This is a genomic window from Nonomuraea sp. NPDC049419 (genome assembly GCF_040676995.1).
In the GTDB taxonomy this organism is placed as follows: Bacteria; Actinomycetota; Actinomycetes; order Streptosporangiales; family Streptosporangiaceae; genus Nonomuraea; species Nonomuraea salmonea.
Map to the genome: position 1 here is coordinate 34,788 of NZ_JBFAQB010000036.1, position 15,472 is coordinate 50,259.

Annotated in this window: 14 protein-coding genes; 7 read left to right on the forward strand and 7 right to left on the reverse strand. The window is 72.6% G+C overall.

The genetic code is table 11. The annotated features are described in order from the left end of the window. The first annotated feature begins 6 nt into the window (after positions 1-6). The 5 genes from AB0K12_RS47205 (at position 7) to AB0K12_RS47225 (ending at position 4,959) form a co-directional block, all read left to right on the forward strand. Positions 7-1,005, forward strand: a complete 999-nt coding sequence (locus AB0K12_RS47205; RefSeq protein WP_364575697.1) for an ABC transporter ATP-binding protein — start codon at positions 7-9, stop codon at positions 1,003-1,005. Beyond that, positions 989-1,999, forward strand: coding sequence for an oligopeptide/dipeptide ABC transporter ATP-binding protein (locus tag AB0K12_RS47210; RefSeq protein WP_364366573.1), 1,011 nt, complete (start codon positions 989-991; stop codon positions 1,997-1,999). The genes AB0K12_RS47205 and AB0K12_RS47210 overlap by 17 nt, the downstream gene beginning before the upstream one ends. Before the next feature lie 99 nt (positions 2,000-2,098). Continuing rightward, positions 2,099-2,779 carry a biliverdin-producing heme oxygenase gene (locus tag AB0K12_RS47215; RefSeq protein WP_364575700.1) on the forward strand — a complete coding sequence of 227 codons (681 nt, stop codon included), beginning with the start codon at positions 2,099-2,101 and terminating at the stop codon, positions 2,777-2,779. A 149-nt stretch (positions 2,780-2,928) separates the two neighbouring features. Next, entirely contained in the window at positions 2,929-3,525 is a 597-nt protein-coding gene (locus AB0K12_RS47220; RefSeq protein WP_364575702.1) for a TetR/AcrR family transcriptional regulator, read from the forward strand. An 18-nt stretch (positions 3,526-3,543) separates the two neighbouring features. Then, positions 3,544-4,959: an MFS transporter gene (locus AB0K12_RS47225; protein WP_364575704.1), complete on the forward strand. Its 1,416-nt coding sequence runs from the start codon at positions 3,544-3,546 to the stop codon at positions 4,957-4,959. A 9-nt stretch (positions 4,960-4,968) separates the two neighbouring features. On the opposite strand, the gene AB0K12_RS47230 is transcribed toward AB0K12_RS47225, so the two are convergent. Further along, positions 4,969-6,201, reverse strand: a complete 1,233-nt coding sequence (locus AB0K12_RS47230; protein ID WP_364575706.1) for a cytochrome P450 — start codon at positions 6,199-6,201, stop codon at positions 4,969-4,971. Positions 6,202-6,364: 163 nt separating this feature from the next. Between AB0K12_RS47230 and AB0K12_RS47235 the strand changes: the two genes are divergently transcribed. Then, complete coding sequence (locus tag AB0K12_RS47235) at positions 6,365-7,747, forward strand: FG-GAP and VCBS repeat-containing protein (protein ID WP_364575708.1); 1,383 nt, start codon at positions 6,365-6,367, stop codon at positions 7,745-7,747. Positions 7,748-7,775: 28 nt separating this feature from the next. Here AB0K12_RS47235 and AB0K12_RS47240 read toward each other — a convergent pair whose 3' ends face one another. The 6 genes from AB0K12_RS47240 to AB0K12_RS47265 are packed head-to-tail and all read right to left on the reverse strand — an operon-like array spanning position 7,776 to position 13,626. Beyond that, entirely contained in the window at positions 7,776-9,251 is a 1,476-nt protein-coding gene (locus AB0K12_RS47240; RefSeq protein WP_364575710.1) for a HAMP domain-containing sensor histidine kinase, read from the reverse strand. A gap of 5 nt (positions 9,252-9,256) precedes the next feature. Beyond that, a complete protein-coding gene (locus tag AB0K12_RS47245) occupies positions 9,257-9,949 on the reverse strand; it encodes a response regulator transcription factor (protein WP_364575712.1) in 693 nt (230 codons plus the stop codon). Next, the gene (locus AB0K12_RS47250; RefSeq protein WP_364575714.1) at positions 9,946-10,512 is read right to left on the reverse strand and encodes a hypothetical protein; all 567 of its coding nucleotides are present in this window, start codon (positions 10,510-10,512) and stop codon (positions 9,946-9,948) included. Before AB0K12_RS47250 ends, AB0K12_RS47245 begins: the two co-directional genes overlap by 4 nt. Before the next feature lie 11 nt (positions 10,513-10,523). After that, positions 10,524-11,774, reverse strand: a complete 1,251-nt coding sequence (locus AB0K12_RS47255) for an ABC transporter permease (RefSeq protein WP_364575716.1) — start codon at positions 11,772-11,774, stop codon at positions 10,524-10,526. Beyond that, positions 11,771-12,526 carry an ABC transporter ATP-binding protein gene (locus AB0K12_RS47260; RefSeq protein ID WP_364575718.1) on the reverse strand — a complete coding sequence of 252 codons (756 nt, stop codon included), beginning with the start codon at positions 12,524-12,526 and terminating at the stop codon, positions 11,771-11,773. The genes AB0K12_RS47255 and AB0K12_RS47260 overlap by 4 nt, the downstream gene beginning before the upstream one ends. After that, a complete protein-coding gene (locus tag AB0K12_RS47265; protein ID WP_364575720.1) occupies positions 12,523-13,626 on the reverse strand; it encodes a biotin/lipoyl-binding protein in 1,104 nt (367 codons plus the stop codon). Before AB0K12_RS47265 ends, AB0K12_RS47260 begins: the two co-directional genes overlap by 4 nt. A gap of 146 nt (positions 13,627-13,772) precedes the next feature. On the opposite strand from AB0K12_RS47265, the gene AB0K12_RS47270 reads away from it, so the two are divergent. After that, the gene (locus AB0K12_RS47270; RefSeq protein WP_364575722.1) at positions 13,773-15,332 is read left to right on the forward strand and encodes an efflux RND transporter periplasmic adaptor subunit; all 1,560 of its coding nucleotides are present in this window, start codon (positions 13,773-13,775) and stop codon (positions 15,330-15,332) included. Positions 15,333-15,472: the final 140 nt, after the last annotated feature.

Genomic DNA, 15,472 nt, shown 5'->3' on the forward strand with positions numbered 1-15,472 from the left:
GGTGCGGTGAGCGAACCACCGGCCCTGGAGATCCGCGGCCTCCACGTCACCTTCACCGCCCAGGGACGCGAGATCCCGGCGGTCCGCGGGGTGGACCTGACCATCGAGCGCGGCCAGACGCTCGCGCTGCTCGGCGAGTCGGGCTCGGGCAAATCCGTCACCGCCAAAGCCGTCATGGGGCTGCTCGACCAGCCGAACGCCCACGTACGCTTCGAGACGGCCAGGCTCGGCGGACGCGACCTGCTCGCCATGAACGCCGAGCAGCTCAGAGCCCTGCGCGGCAGCGAGATGACGCTGGTCTTCCAGGACGCGCTGTCCGCACTCAACCCCGTGCTCAGCATCGGCGACCAGATCGGCGAGCTGTACCGCGTGCACCGCCGCCTGTCACGCAAGGAGGCACGGGCCCGCTCGATCGAGATGCTCGACCTGGTCGGCATCCCCGCCGCCGCCAAGCGCATCGACGACTACCCGCACCAGTTCTCCGGCGGCATGCGGCAGCGCATCCTCGTCGCCATGGCGGTGGCGCTCGAACCGGACCTGATCATCGCCGACGAGCCGACGACCGCGCTCGACGTGACCGTCCAGGCGCAGATCCTGGAGCTCATCGACCGGCTGCGGCGCGAGCTCGGCACCGCGGTCCTGCTCATCACGCACGACCTCGGCGTCGCGGCCGAGGTCAGCGACCGGATCGCGGTCATGTACGCCGGGCGCATCGTGGAACGCGGCGAGGTCGGCGAGCTGTACGACCGGCCCGCGCACCCGTACACGGAGGCGCTGCTCGCCGCCATCCCCGACCTGGACAGCCCGGCCTCGGAGCTGCGCGCCATTCCCGGCGCGCCGCCCAGCCCCGCCGAGGTGCCGCCGGGCTGCTCGTTCGCGCCGCGGTGCGCGCGGGCGAGCGAGGTGTGCGGCACGACCCGGCCGCCGCTGACCGTCCTGCCCGGCTCTGACCGTTCCGTCGCCTGCCACCACGCGGAGGAGATGCTCGATGGCGCTCTCACCTGACGCCGCCCCCAAGCCCCTCGAACAGCGGGGCGAGCCGGTGCTGCGGGCCACGAACCTGCACAAGACGTACCGCGGCGGCCTGCTGTCCAGGGGCGGCGCCGTACGCGCGGTGGCCGGCGTGGACCTCGACCTCCACCCCGGCGAGACGCTGGGCATCGTCGGCGAGTCCGGCTGCGGGAAGTCCACCCTGGCCCGGATGCTCGTCGGCCTGGAACGCCCCGACCAGGGCGAGGTCACCTTCCGCGGCCGGCCGTTCTTCACCAGGGGCGGCGTGCCGCGCGACATCAGGCGCCGCGTCCAGATGGTCTTCCAGGACCCGCTGACCTCGCTCAACCCGCGCATGACCGTGCACGACATCGTGGCCGAGCCGCTGCGGGTGCACCGCCTCGCGCCGAACTCCCGCGCCATGCGCGACCGCGTCGCCGAGCTGCTGACCCTGGTCGGCCTGTCGCCCGACCGGATGAGCCGCTTTCCTTACGAGTTCTCCGGCGGCCAGCGGCAGCGCATCGGCATCGCCCGCGCCCTGGCCACCGAGCCCGACGTGATCGTCTGCGACGAGCCGGTGTCGGCGCTCGACATGTCGGTGCAGGCGCAGGTGGTCAACCTCTTCGCCGAGCTGCAGCGTACGCTCGGGGTGGCCCTGGTGTTCATCGCGCACGACCTGGCCGTGGTCCGGCACGTCTCGCACCGGGTGGGCGTGATGTATCTGGGCCGGGTGGCGGAGCTGGGCGCGGCGGCCGACGTCTACTCGGCGCCGGCGCATCCGTACACGATGGCGCTGCTGTCGGCGGCGCCCGTGCCGAAGCCGGCGCTGCGCGGCCGCTCCCGCATCATGCTGGCCGGCGACCCGCCGAGCCCGGTGGCGCCGCCCCCGGGCTGCCGCTTCCACACCCGCTGCTGGAAGGCCACCGACCGGTGCGCGGAGGTGGAGCCGGTGCTGGAGGACGTCTCCGGGCACTACGCGGCCTGCCATTACCCGGAACGCCCGTCTTGACGTGGCCTTTCCCGGGGTACCTGAGAAGGGGAGCAAGCTTTGCTGACACACTGTCGCCATCGGCTTGACGCCGCCCGCCGTCGTTTGTGACACTTCGTCATGAAATACCAGCACGAGCAGAGGTGGGCCGTGACCTCGTCCTTCTCAGAAACCCTGCGGAACGCCACGTGGGCCGACCACGAGTCCGCCGAGTCCGACGGCTACCTCTCCGCGCTGATGGCCGGCCGCCTGACCGAGCACGACTACGGCGAGATGGTGGCCCAGCACTACTTCGCGTACGCCGCGCTCGACGGCGTCTCCCGCGAGCTGGCCGGCCACCCGGTGGCGGGCCGCTTCGTCTTCCCCGAGCTGTACCGCGAGCAGGCGCTCGAACGCGACCTCGCCACCATCTACGGCCCCGGCTGGCGCGAGCGCATCACCCCGTCGAAGGCCACCCGCACCCTCGTGGCCCGCATCCACCAGGTCGCCGACTGGCCGGGCGGCTACGTCGCCCACCACTACACCCGCTACCTCGGCGACCTGTCCGGCGGCCAGTTCATCCGCATGGAGCTGCAGAAGATCTACGGCTACGCCAAGGGCGGGGGCGTCGACTTCTACATCTTCGACGACCTGGGCAGCCTCCCCCGTTTCAAGACGGAGTACCGCTCCCGCCTCGACGCCCTCGGCCAGGATCTGGACGACCGCGAGCAGCAGCGCATGATCGCCGAGGTCCGCCTGGCGTACCAGCTCAACACCGAAGTCCTGAGCGACCTCCGCCACCTCGTCAAAACCGCCGCCTGACCCCGGTCAGGCGTACGGATCCCGCCATGAACGCATGAACGAATCATTCGGTCAAAGGCATGAATGATTCATCCATTATGTCGTTTCCGCGTGTCATGGGTGGCCGCGTTGGGCGGGAGCGGGGGCTTGGGGCGGCCTACGATGGGGGTATGCCCCGGATCAAGGCCGCCACCATCGGTGAGCATCGTGCTCAGACGCGCGACCGCATCCTGCAGGCCGTGTCGCGGCTGTCGCGGGTGCAGGGCATCGATGCGATCTCCATGACCGACGTCGCCAACGAGGCCGGGATCACCCGGACTGTTCTGTACAACTATTTTCCCGACAAGGCGGCGCTGCTGCTGGCCTTCACCGAGCGGGTGACGCACTACTTCATCGAGAGTTACGAGCGGGAGCTGCCGGTCGGGGCGTCGCCGTCCGAGCGGTTGCGGGGGTTCGTGCGGCTGCAGCTGGCCGGGCTCGTTGCTCATCCGCATCCTGGAGCCGCTGATCTCAGTGCGGCTCTGGGGCCCGATGCCTACCAGCGGCTGGCCGAGCATGTCGCGCCAATGCAGCGGGTGCTGGTGGACATCCTGGAGAGCGGGGTCGAGGCCGGTGAGTTCCGGGTGCTCGACGTCGCGGCCACCGCCCGGATGGTGCTCGCGGTCATCGGGGCTGAGCGGGTGCCGCTGATCAGTGGTGAGGTGACGGTGGAGGCGGCCGGGGAGCTGGTCTCCGAGTTCGTCCTGAGGGCTTTGGCCCCTCGGTGACAGCGAGATCATGGTCGCATGAGTGATTCGGCCGGGCAGGTCAACGGGCAGGTCAACGGGCAGGTCGCCGTCAAGTCGGCGCGGGGGCGGTGGATTCTCGGGGCCACGGTGCTCGGGTCGGGGCTGGCGCTGCTCGACGGCACGGTGGTGAACGTGGCGTTGCCGTTCCTCGGCCGCGAGCTCGGCGCGCAGATGGACGGGCTGCAGTGGACGGTCAACGCGTACACGCTGACGCTGGCCGGGCTCATCCTCCTGGGCGGGTCGCTCGGTGACCGGTACGGCCGACGGCGGATCTTCCTGGTCGGCGTCGTCTGGTTCGCGATCGCCTCGGCGCTGTGCGGCCTGTCGCCGAACATCGAGGCCCTCATCGCGGCGCGCGCCCTGCAGGGTGTCGGCGGGGCGCTGCTGACGCCGGGGTCGCTGGCGATCATCCAGGCCAGCTTCGTGCGCCACGACCGGCCGCGCGCGGTGGGCGTGTGGTCCGGGCTGGGCGGCGTGGCGAGCGCGGTCGGGCCGCTGCTCGGCGGCTGGGTGGTGCAGGCGGCCGGCTGGCGGTGGGCGTTCCTCATCAACCTGCCGTTCGCGGTGCTCATCGTGATCGTCACGCTGCGGCACGTGCCGGAGAGCCGGGACGAGGAGGCGGCAGGGCGGTTCGACGTGCTCGGTTCCGTGCTGGCGGCGCTGGCGCTGGCCGGCATCACGTACGGGCTGATCCAGAAGGGCGCGGCGGTGCCGCTCGTGGCAGGGCTGGTGCTGGCGGCGGCGTTCGTGGTCGTCGAGGTGCGCAGGTCGCCGGCCGCGCTGGTGCCGGTGGGCATCTTCCGCGACCGGGTGTTCACGGCGGTGAACATCGTGACGCTCGTCATGTACGCCGCCATGAGCGTGGTGTTCTTCCTGCTGGTGGTGCAGCTCCAGGTGGTGTCCGGGTTCTCGCCCATCGCGGCCGGGATGGCGATGCTGCCGGCGACGATCCTGATGATGCTGCTGTCGGCCAGGGCCGGCGAGCTCGCCAAACGGTACGGCCCGCGCCGCCCCATGACGATCGGGCTGCTCGCGGCGGGCGGCGGCTTCCTGGCGATGAGCACGATCGGGTTCGGCGCCTCCTACGCCTTCCAGGTGCTGCCCGCGGTCACCTTGTTCGGGCTGGGCCTGTCGGCGACGGTCGCGCCGCTGACCGCGACCGTGCTGGCCTCGGCCGACGAGCGGCACGCGGGCATGGCCAGCGGTGTCAACAACGCGGTCGCGCGTACCGGCGGGCTGCTGGCGGTGGCCGCGGTGCCGCCGCTGGTGGGGCTGGTGGGCGACGCCTTCCAGAACCCGCCGGTGTTCGACGCGGGGTTCAGGACGGCGATGCTGATCTCGGGGGCGATGATGGTCGTCGCGGCGGTGCTCACGTGGGTGACGATCAGGTCGAACGTGCTGGCCGCCGACTGACCCCCCGCGCTAGAAGGTGAAGCGCTGGCTGCGGACGCTGTTGTCGAAGTTCGACAACAGCAGCTCGGGCTCACCCACCGTGCGGATGCCCGGCAGCCGGGTGAGCAGCTCGCGGAACATCGTCCGCATCTCCTGCCGCGCGAGGTTGGCGCCCAGGCAGAAGTGCGGGCCTGGGCCGCCGAAGCCGACGTGGGGCTTGGTGTCGCGGGTGATGTCGAACGTGTCGGGGTCGGGGAAGACCGTCTCGTCGCGGTTGGCGGAGCCGTAGAAGAGCACGACCTTGTCGCCCTTCTTCAGCTCCAGGCCGCGCAGCGAGTAGTCCTGGGTGACCGTGCGGCGGAACTGCATGATGGGCGAGACGTAGCGGACCATCTCCTCGATGGCGCCGTTGACGTGGCTGTCGAAGTCGCTCATGAGCAGCTCGCGCTGCGCGGGGTGCTCGGTGAGCAGCCTGATGCCGTGGGCCATCGTGTTGCGCGCGGTCTCGTTGCCGGCCACCAGCAGCAGCGAGAAGAACGAGCCGAGCTCCTTGTCGGTGAGCTTCTCCCCGTCGGGGTTGGCGTTGACCAGCAGGGACACCAGGTCGCCCTTGGGGGCGGCGGCGCGCTCGTGGCCGAGCTTGATGACCATGCGCTGGAGGGCGAACAGCGCCATCATGTTCTGGCCGGCCATCTGGACGGTACGGGCCAGGCTGGGGCGCACCCCGGTGTAGGCGGTGGAGATGTCGACGTGGCGGTGCACCTGCTCGCGCAGCTCCTGCGGGATGTCGAGCATGTCGCAGATGACGTGGATGGGCAGCCGGGCGGCCACCTGGGAGACGAAGTCGCGCGGGCCGTCCTTCACGACGTCGTCGACGATGCGGGCGCACGCGGCCTCGATGTCGCTCTGCAGGCCGGCCAGCATCTTCGGGCTGAACGAACGGGTCACGATGCGGCGCAGGCGGGCGTGGCGCGGGTCGTCCATGTTGACCATCGACTCGCCGAACACCTGCTTGACCCAGCCGGGCGGCTCGGGGTTGGTGACGGCCGGCTCGCTGGAGAAGACCTTCGCGTTGCGGCTGGCCTCGACGACGTCGGCGTGGCGGACGAGGGCGTAGAAGCCCTTGCCGGAGCGCAGGAACGGCACCTTCTTCTCGGGGAAGAACACCGGGTGTTCCCGTTGCCGGAGCCGGGCGAAAGCCTCATTCCGCTCTTTCAGCGGCTTGCGCCAGAAATCCAGATCAGCGAGGTCGATGTCCACCATCCTATCCTGGCACGGTCCCACGGCGCTCCGGCCATCGACGGCCGTACCGGAACCCCCTGCCGTCACGGGCCCGCGCGATCCGGACACGGATGTGCATCCTGCCCTTCTGGCGCGTTCTCGCGGTGTTAAGCCCCAATTCGCGCCGTCTGGTCTTACTGGCGGTATGAACGCGCTGCTCGCCGCTCTCCTGGTCCTTCCCCTCGCCACAGGTACGGCTCCCGCCGCCGCCCGCGCGTGCGGCGGGCACCCGCTGGACTTCGACGCCGACGGCCGCCCCGACCTCGCCGTGGCCGCCCCCTACGCCCACGACAGGGCCGGTTCCGTGACCGTCATGTACGGGTCGGGTGAGCGCGCCGAGCTGACCCAGGACGGCGCGGAGCCGGGCGACGCGTTCGGGTCGGCGCTGGCCGTCGGCGACTTCAACGGGGACCGCTGCGCCGACCTGGCGGTGGGGGTGTCGGAGGAGTTCACCGGCGAGCGGGTGCCGGGCGGCGACGGCAACGGGGTCGTGCAGGTGTACGACGGCTCGCCTCGGGGGCTCGTACCGGGGCGGGAGCTGGCACTGGCCAAGCCGTCCAGCGACCGGTTCGGCGCGGCGCTGGCGGCCGGCGACCTCGACGGCGACGGCAGGGACGAGCTGGTCGTGGGCGCGCCCAGCCACCGCTCGGGCGGCCAGGTCACGGTGTACGGGCTCAAGGGCCGCAAGCCGGTCGCGATCAGCCAGAAGACCTCCTGGGTACGGCAGCGCGCCTCCGTCACCGACCAGTGGGGCGCCGCCCTGGCCACCGGCGACTTCGACGGCGACGGCAAGGACGAGCTGGTCGTGGGGGCGCCCGCCGACAGCGTGCGGCAGGACGGGCAGGGCTCGGTCACCGTCGTCGACGTACGGGCGCGGCGGGCGCGCCTGCTCACCCAGGCCACGCCCGGCATCCATGGGGCCGAGGAGAAGTGGGACGGGTTCGGCGCCGCCCTGGCCACCGGCGACTTCAACGGCGACGGCAGGGCCGACCTCGCCGTCGGCGTGCCCGGTGAGGGCCTCACCGAGAACCAGCGGGCCATGGACTACGGGGACGGCGTCGTGGACGTGCTCTACGGGTCGGGCGGCGGGCTGCGTACGGACAGGACCGAGGCGTGGTCGCAGAACAGCCTCGACGGCCGCCCCCGCTACTACGACCGGTTCGGGACGGCGCTCGCCGCCGCGGACCTCAACGGCGACGGCGTGGACGAACTGGCCATCGGCGTGCCGGGAGAGAAGGCCGTGCAGGTGCTGGCCGGGCGCCGGTCGGGCGGGCTGACGCGCGAGGGGAACCTGCTGGTGAAGGGCAAGGGGCAGGACTTCGGCGCGTCGGTGTCGGCGCTGCCCGGATGGGAGCGGTACCGGTCGTTGTCGGCGAAGCGCCGTCCCGTGTACGGGCTCGTGATCGCCTCCCCCGACCAGGGCCTGGTCATGTACGCACCGGGCCGGCGCGGCCCGGACCGGGTCAGGCTCGGCAAGCTCCGCCGCCTCGCCGAGGGCACCGGCCTGTACGGCTACGCCTTCGGCTGACCTGGGGGCAGGCGAGAGCCGGAGGGGGTCAGGGGCGGGCGTCGCCGGTGCGCGGGCGGGCGTCGAGGGGCAGCAGGACGCGGAACAACGCGCCCTTGCCCGGCTCCGCTTCGGCCATGACGATCCCGCCGTGCGCCTCCACCAGCGTCGCCGCGATCGACAACCCCAGCCCCGACCCGCCCGCGCTGCGCGCCGGATCGGCCCGGTAGAAGCGTTCGAACACGCGCTCCGCCACCTCGGGCGCGAACCCCGGCCCCTCATCGGCCACCTCCACCACGGCGTGGTCGCCGTCGGCCCCCACCCGCACCTGGAACGGGGTGCCCGGCGGGGTGTGGGTGAGCGCGTTGGTGACGAGGTTGTTGAGCACCTGCCCGAGCCGGGTCTCGTCGCCGGTGACGACGACCTCGCCGTCGCCGCCGAACAGGCGTACCAGCTCGATCCGCCGGTCGGGGGCGAGGGTCTGGGCGTCGATGACGGCGGTGGCGCACAGGCTCAGCAGGTCCACGGGCCGCATCGCCAGCTCGCGCCGCTGGTCGAGCCTGGCCAGCAGCAGCATGTCCTCCACCAGCAGCCCCATCCTGGCGGCCTGGCCCTCGATGCGGCCGAGCAGCCGTACGGCCTCGTCCAGGTCCTTGGTCTCCCCCAGCCGGTACAGCTCGGCGAACCCCCTGATCGAGGTGAGCGGCGTGCGCAGCTCGTGGGAGGCGTCGGCCATGAACCGGCGCATCAGCTCCTCCGAGCGGCGGGCGGCGGTGGCGGACGCGCGGGCCGACTCGGCGGCCTCCTCGCGCTCGCGCACCGCGCTCTCGATGCGGGCGAGCATGGTGTTGAGCGAGCGGCCGAGCTTGCCGACCTCGGTGGTGCCGGCCCAGAGCGGCACGCGGCGCGACAGGTCGCCGCCGGCGATGTCGTTCGCGGTACGCGCGATCTCGCCCAGCGGGCGCAGGCTCCTGCGTACCAGCCCATAGCAGAGGAGCCCGAGCACGGCCAGCGTGCCGCCGCCGCCCACCGCCACGATGAGGGCGAGCTGGGAGACGGTGGCGTCCACCTCGCCGAGGCTGATGGCCATCATCCTGGTCTGGCCCGCGCGGGTGGGCACGGCGATGACCCGCCAGTTCGGGCCGCCCGCGACGGTCGACTCGACGGTGAAGGGGCGCCCGTCGCGGACGCGCACCTCGGGGCCGGTCAGGCGGGGCAGGGCGGGCGTGTACTCCTCGGTGGACTCGCTGAAGGTGCGCACCAGCTCGCCGCCCGGGTCCAGGACGACGCCGTGGAACAGGCCGAAGAAGCGCTGCGGCCGCCCGTCGGGGCGCGGCTCGACCGGCGGCAGCGTCTCGCGCGGCACGGCGGCCACGTGGAGCTGGCGGTCGACGCGTTCGACGAGGTAGTTGCGCAGCAGCCGCACGGCGAACAGGCCGGTGAGCGTGATCGCGAGGGTGACCAGCAGCAGGGTTGCCGACACGAGCCGCAGCCAGAGCGGCGCCCTGGACAGGTGTTTGCGCATCTTCCTCATATGCGGGGCGGGCGCAGGATGTAGCCGACGCCGCGCAGGGTGTGCAGGTATTTCTGCTCGCCGGTGTCGATCTTGCGGCGGAGGTAGGAGACGTACGACTCGACGAGCCCGACGTCGGTGCGCCAGTCGCCGTTCCAGACGTGGTCGAGGATCTGCTTCTTCGACAGCACCCGGCCGACGTTGAGCATGAAGTAGCGCAGCAGGCGGAACTCGGTGGGCGAGAGCCGGACGAGGACGCCGTCGCGCCAGACCTCGTGCGTCTCGTCGTCCAGCTCAACGTCGGCGACCCTGAACCGGTTCGGCGGCGGGGCGCCGCGGCGGGTCCTGCGCAGCACGGCCCTGATGCGCGCGATGACCTCCTCCAGGCTGAACGGCTTGGTCACGTAGTCCTCGCCGAGCCCCAGCCCGGCCAGGCGGTCCTCGGGCGTGTCCTTGGCGGTCACGAACAGCACTGGAACCCGGCGGCCGCGGGACCGCAGCCTTCCCGCGACCGCCAGGCCGTCCAGATCGGGCAGCATCACGTCGAGCATCACCAGGTCAGGCGTGCTCTCCTCGGCCACCCGCAGCGCCTCCTTGCCGTCGGCCGCCGTCAGCACCTCGAACCCGGCCATGCGCAGGCTGGCCGAGAACAACTCCCTGATGTTGGGCTCGTCGTCGACCACCAGCAGCCTGGCCTCTGGTTCGCTCATCGCGGGCCGCCTCCCCGGGCGGCGGGGCCGCCCTGCGTGATGGAGGTGGCGGTCACCGTGCCGTCCTCGCCCGGCGTGCCGCGCACCACGACCGTGGCGCCCGGCTTCAGGTCGGCGACCTTGCCCGGCTTGGAGATCTGCACGGTGGTCTCGCCGGTGGTGGCGACGGTGACGCTCTCGCCGGTCACGGTCTTCAGGTGCACGGTGCCGTCCTCGACCTTCTCGACCGTGCCGGTCGTGCCGCCGCCGGCGCCGCCCGGCCGGCGGCCCTCCCGGCCCATGCCGCCCGGCCGCTCGCCGGGCGCGGCCTGTCGTGACGGGCCCGCCTGGGGCGTGCCCAGCGACCGGCCCAGCGACCGGCCCAGCGGCCGGTCCAGCGGCCGGTCCGACGAGCCGCCCGACGAGCCGAACGCGCTGTGCGCCTGGATGCCGACGAGGATCCCGGCCACCAGCACGACCCCGGCGCCCAGCGCGAGCGTGACCTTCGACAGGCCCCTCGCCGGCCGGACGGCGAGCTCCTCCCGCAGGTCGCCGGGGAACGGCGAGGAGTCCAGCTTGTCCAATGTCCCTCTCCTTACTCGTGGCGCAGGGCCTCGATCGGCCTGAGCTTGGCCGCCCGGTTGGCCGGGTAGCCGCCGAAGAACAGCCCGATCCCCACCGAGACGCCCAGCGCCAGCGCGACCGACGACGGCACGAGGACCGGCTCGATGCCGGCGATGCTGAACCTGGTCCCCGCGAACGCCACCAGCACCCCCGACAGGCCGCCGACCAGGCTGAGCAGCGTGGCCTCCATCAGGAACTGGCCCAGGATGGCGCTCCTGGGCGCGCCCAGCGCCTTGCGGATGCCGATCTCGCGGGTGCGCTCGGTGACCGTCACCAGCATGATGTTGGTGATGCCGATGCCGCCCACGAGCAGCGAGATCGCGGCGACCGCGGCGAGCAGCACGGTGAAGGTGCCGGTGGCCTCGCTGACGGTCTCCTGCAATGTCGCCTGGTTGAGGATGCGGTAGTCGGGGTTGGTGGTGTTCGTGATGCCGTGTCGTTGGTTGAGGATAGCGGTGACCTCGGCCTGCGCCGTCGAGGTGGTGCCCGCTCCCGTCGCCTGCACGACGATCTGGTCCAGCGAGCCGAACCCGCTCAGGCTCTGCTGCACGGCGGGCAGCGGCGCCACGGCCACGTCGTCGGCGTCCTGCGCGCCGCTCGACCCGGCCGCCTTGAGCACCCCGACCACCGTGAACGGCACCCCGGACACGCTCACCTGTCTGCCGATCGGGTCGACGGCGCCGAACAGCTCGTCCGCCACGGTCTGGCCGATCACCATGACCTTCCTGGCGGCCAGTACGTCGTCGTTGTAGAAGTAGGCGCCCTTCGCGACCGGCTTGTTGACGGCCTCGAAGTAGCTCGGGTAGGTGCCGACGAGCTGGGCGATCGGGTGGGCGGCGGCGCCGTACGAGGCGGGGGCCGCCGAGATCGTCACCACCGGCGAGACGCTGCGCACGGACGGGGCCGGCGTCGCGTCCGCCAGCGCCTTGGCGTCGGCCAGGCTGAGCTGCCTGGCCTGCGTGCGCGGCCCGGTGTTGCCGCCCCTGCCAGGGCCACGCTGGGCGCCACCGCCGCCGCCGGAGAAGGACGGCGAGATGGTCAGCGTGTTCGCGCCGAGCCGCTGGATGTTCTGCTGGATGCTGCGTGACGAGCCCTCGCCGACGGCGACCAGCATGATCACGGCGGCCACCCCGATGAGGATGCCGAGCGTGGTGAGCGCGCTGCGCATCTTGTTGGCCAGCAGGCCGCGCAGGGCGAAGCGGAGGATCTCGACCTGGTTCACGGGGCGGCCTCCAGCAGGCGGGGCGGCGGGCCGTCCACCGGAGCCTGACGGCGGTCGTCCACCATCTCGCCGTCCACCAGCCGGATCACCCGCTTGGCGTGCTCGGCCACGTCGTCCTCGTGGGTGATGAGCACGATCGTGCGGCCCAACGCGCTGAGCCGGTCGAGGATCTCCAGGACGTCGCGGGTCGAGGCGGTGTCGAGGTTGCCGGTCGGCTCGTCCGCCAGCAGCAGCGCGGGCGCGGTCACCAGGGCTCTGGCCACGGCGACCCGCTGCTGCTGGCCGCCGGAGAGCTGGTTCGGCTGGTGGTGCACCCGGTCGGTCAGGCCGACCTGCTCCAGCGCGGCCAGCGCGCGGGCGCGCCGCTCCGCCGGGCGCACGCCGCCGTAGACGAGGGGCAGCTCCACGTTGGCGAGGGCGCTCATGCGCGGGATCAGGTTGAACGACTGGAAGACGAAGCCGACGCGGCGGTTGCGCAGCAGCGCGAGCCGGTGCTCGTCGAGGTGGCCGACGTCGGCGCCGTCGATCAGGTACGTGCCCGAGGTCGGGACGTCGAGGCAGCCGAGGATGTTCATCAGCGTGGACTTGCCGGAGCCCGACGCGCCCATGATGGCCACGTAGTCGCCGCGCTCGACGTCCAGGCTGATGCCGCGCAGCGCGCGCACCCTCGCCTCGCCCGCGCCGTACTCCTTGACCAGGTTCCGCACCCGCAGGACCGGGACCGTCCCCTCAGCCCTTCCCTCCGCTGTCACCGCCGGCCCCCGCCCGGGAAGCCGCCGCCGAAGCGCTGGCCGCCGCCGGTCCCCTGGCCGGTGGCCGGGGTGGACGGCGGCACGATCTCGTCCCCCTCGGACACGCCGGAGGTGATCTCGGTGAGCGCGGCGCCCTGGACGCCGACCTCGACCGGGGTCCTGACCCGGCGGCCGTCCCGCAGCACGGTGACCGTGGTCCGGCCGCCGCTCGTGGAGATCGCCGTGGAGGGGACGGTGACCACGTTCTCCGCCCGGCCGGTGACGACCTCGACCGTGGCGGTCTGTCCCAGCCTGACCTGGTCCGGCACTTTCGTGAACGTGATCGTCACCGGGTAGCGCACGACGTTGTCGCTGGTGGCGGCGACCGGCTCGATCTGCGTCACCTTGCCGGTCGCGGTCACGCCGGGCAGCGCGTCGAACGTGATCGCCGCCTGCCTGCCCTCCTTCAGCCGGCCCGCGTCCGACTCGGTGAAGGTGCCGACGAGCTGGAGCTTCGTGGTGTCGGCCAGCTCGATGAAGCCGACGCTCGCGCCCGCCCCTTGTCCGTTCTGTGTCTTGCCGGTGCCAGTGCCGGTGCCGGTGCCGGTGCCGGTGCTCGTGCCGCCCACCGAGCCGTTCACCGCGGTGATCGTGCCCTTGAACGGGGCCTTGAGGACCGTGGCCGCCACCGTGCGCTGGGCCTCGCGGTAGGCGTTGCGGGCCTTGATGTAAGCGGCGTAGAGCTGCGCCGTGCCCGTTCCGTCCGACACGGCGCTGTCGTACGCGGCCTTCGCCGCCGTCAGGCTCTCCTGGGCCGCCGCGTCGTCCAGCCTGGCCAGGATGTCGCCCTTGGCGACCTTGTCCCCGGCCTTGACGTAGATCTTCTCGACGGTCCCGTTCGTACCGAACGACAGCGCGCGCGACCGCGAGCTCTCCACCGCGCCCGACGCCGACACCGACGCGGTCACCGAGCCGCGTCCCGCTGTCACCGTGCGCACCGCCGTCTCGCCCGCCGCCTGGTCCGTGCCGAGCTGCGCGTACACGAGGCCGGCACCGCCCAGCAGGAGCACCGTCAGCACCCCGTTGGTCAACAGCGCCCTGCGCCTGATCGACACCTTCACGAGCGGTGACCCTCGCACACCAGGCTGCGACGCAGCCGCGAGCAAGCTGAACGTTCGCTGGACGGCGGCGGCGCCCATCCGGCGTCCAGGAAACTCTGAGGGTGCGCGCAGGCTGCCGCCAACCTGCTCGGCCAGGATGTCCCCTCATGAGACCGAGATTCGTGCTGGGCGGGCTCGCGCTCGCCGTGCTCGTGGCCGGGTCCGGCCTCGCGCTGGCGCCGCGCGACGATCCCCGGCCGGCCGCCCAGGTACGGCTGGCCGCCGCGCAGCGCGGGCAGGTCACGGCCTCGGTCAGCGCGGCGGGCAACACCGTGGACGGCTCCCGCCGCGACCTGGCGTTCGGCTCGGCTGGGACGGTGACGAAGGTGTACGTCAAGGCCGGGGCCAGGGTGCGCGAGGGCCAGGTGCTGGCCAGGATCGACGGGCGGGCGGCGCGGGAGGCGTACGAGGCGGCCAGGGCCGACCTGGCCGCCGCCCAAGAGGCCCTGGACCAAGCCTCATCAGCCACCGGCGCCCCGGCGACCACCGCGGCCGCCGAGGCCGCCCCTGAAGCCACCGGCGGCGGGACCGCGGGGACAGGCTGCGTGCCCGCCGCCGGTGCCGTCCTCGGCCCCGAAGCGCCGTTCACCCCGCATCCGACCCGCACGCCCGCCCCTGAGCCGACCGATCTCCCGGAGCCGCGGCCGACCGTCACCGTCACCGCGACGGCCACCACGACGGCCACCGCGACGGTGACGGCCACGGTGACGGCCACGGTCACCGCGACCGTGACCGCGACCGTCCCCGCTGCTCCCCCGCCCGCCGTGCCCACGCCTGACCCGTCCGGCGGCGGCTTGCGGGGCCTTCCTGGTGACGACACCCCGGGGATGGTCGGTGTGGACGACACCCCGGAGCCTTCGCCGACCGCTTCCCCGAAGCCGTCAAGGAAGCCCGCCACCACCGCGAGGCCGACGGTAGCGAGGCAGCCCAAGACGTCCAGGCCGGGCGAGTGCGCCAGGACCGGGACCCGGCAGGCCAGGACGGGCGGCACCAAGGGCTCGACGGGCAAGGGCGGGCTCAGCGCCGAGCAGGCCGCCGTGAACGTGGACCGCGCCGAGGCCGCCGTCGAGCAGGCCGCGGACGCCGTACGGGCGACCAGGATCGTCGCCCCGGTGGCGGGCACGGTGCTGTCGGTCGCCGGCGCGAGCGGCGACAAGGCGGGCACCGGCACCTTCATCACCCTGGGCGACCTGGACGAGCTGCAGGTCCAGGCCATGGTCACCGAGTCCGACGTGAACCGGCTGAAGGTCGGCCAGCACGCCGCGATCACGCTGGCGACCCGCGCGGGCGAGCGGTACACGGGCACGGTCACGGCCATCGCGCCGACCGCCACCGTGTCGGACCGGCTGGTCAGGTACGGGGTGACGCTGGCCTTCGACAAGCCGCCCGCCCGGCTCATGCTCGGGCAGACCGCGTCGGTGACGATCACCACGGACGAGGCCAGGGACGCCCTCTATGTGCCGGCGTCCGCGGTGCGCAGCCGTCCCGACGGGACGCAGGTCGTCACCGTGCGCGCCGGCGGCAGGGACTCGGCGAAGGTCGTCCGCACGGGCGTACGCGGCGACCAGTACGTGCAGGTCACCTCGGGGCTGAGTGAACAGGACCGGGTGGTCATGTCGGGCGGCCCGTCGGGCGAGTTCCCCGACGCGAGCTGGCCCGGCGCATGAGCCGGCCGGGCCGGGCGCCCGCCACCCGCGCGCCCGGCCCGGTCACCGGTGATCCCGAACCGCTCAACGGCGAGTGGTCGCCCGGAAAAACCCACCCGAATCCGGTAGGAGAGCTCCCGTCATGCGAACCCCCCCGCACC

Bases quoted from the DNA above. Each gene is read 5' to 3' on its own strand.
- AB0K12_RS47210 (WP_364366573.1), top strand. From the start codon at position 989: ATGGCGCTCTCACCTGACGCCGCCCCCAAGCCCCTCGAACAGCGGGGC.
- AB0K12_RS47215 (WP_364575700.1), top strand. From the start codon at position 2,099: ATGAAATACCAGCACGAGCAGAGGTGGGCCGTGACCTCGTCCTTCTCA.
- AB0K12_RS47220 (WP_364575702.1), top strand. From the start codon at position 2,929: ATGCCCCGGATCAAGGCCGCCACCATCGGTGAGCATCGTGCTCAGACG.
- AB0K12_RS47225 (WP_364575704.1), top strand. From the start codon at position 3,544: ATGAGTGATTCGGCCGGGCAGGTCAACGGGCAGGTCAACGGGCAGGTC.
- AB0K12_RS47230 (WP_364575706.1), bottom strand. From the start codon at position 6,201: ATGGTGGACATCGACCTCGCTGATCTGGATTTCTGGCGCAAGCCGCTG.
- AB0K12_RS47235 (WP_364575708.1), top strand. From the start codon at position 6,365: ATGAACGCGCTGCTCGCCGCTCTCCTGGTCCTTCCCCTCGCCACAGGT.
- AB0K12_RS47240 (WP_364575710.1), bottom strand. From the start codon at position 9,251: ATGCGCAAACACCTGTCCAGGGCGCCGCTCTGGCTGCGGCTCGTGTCG.
- AB0K12_RS47245 (WP_364575712.1), bottom strand. From the start codon at position 9,949: ATGAGCGAACCAGAGGCCAGGCTGCTGGTGGTCGACGACGAGCCCAAC.
- AB0K12_RS47270 (WP_364575722.1), top strand. From the start codon at position 13,773: ATGAGACCGAGATTCGTGCTGGGCGGGCTCGCGCTCGCCGTGCTCGTG.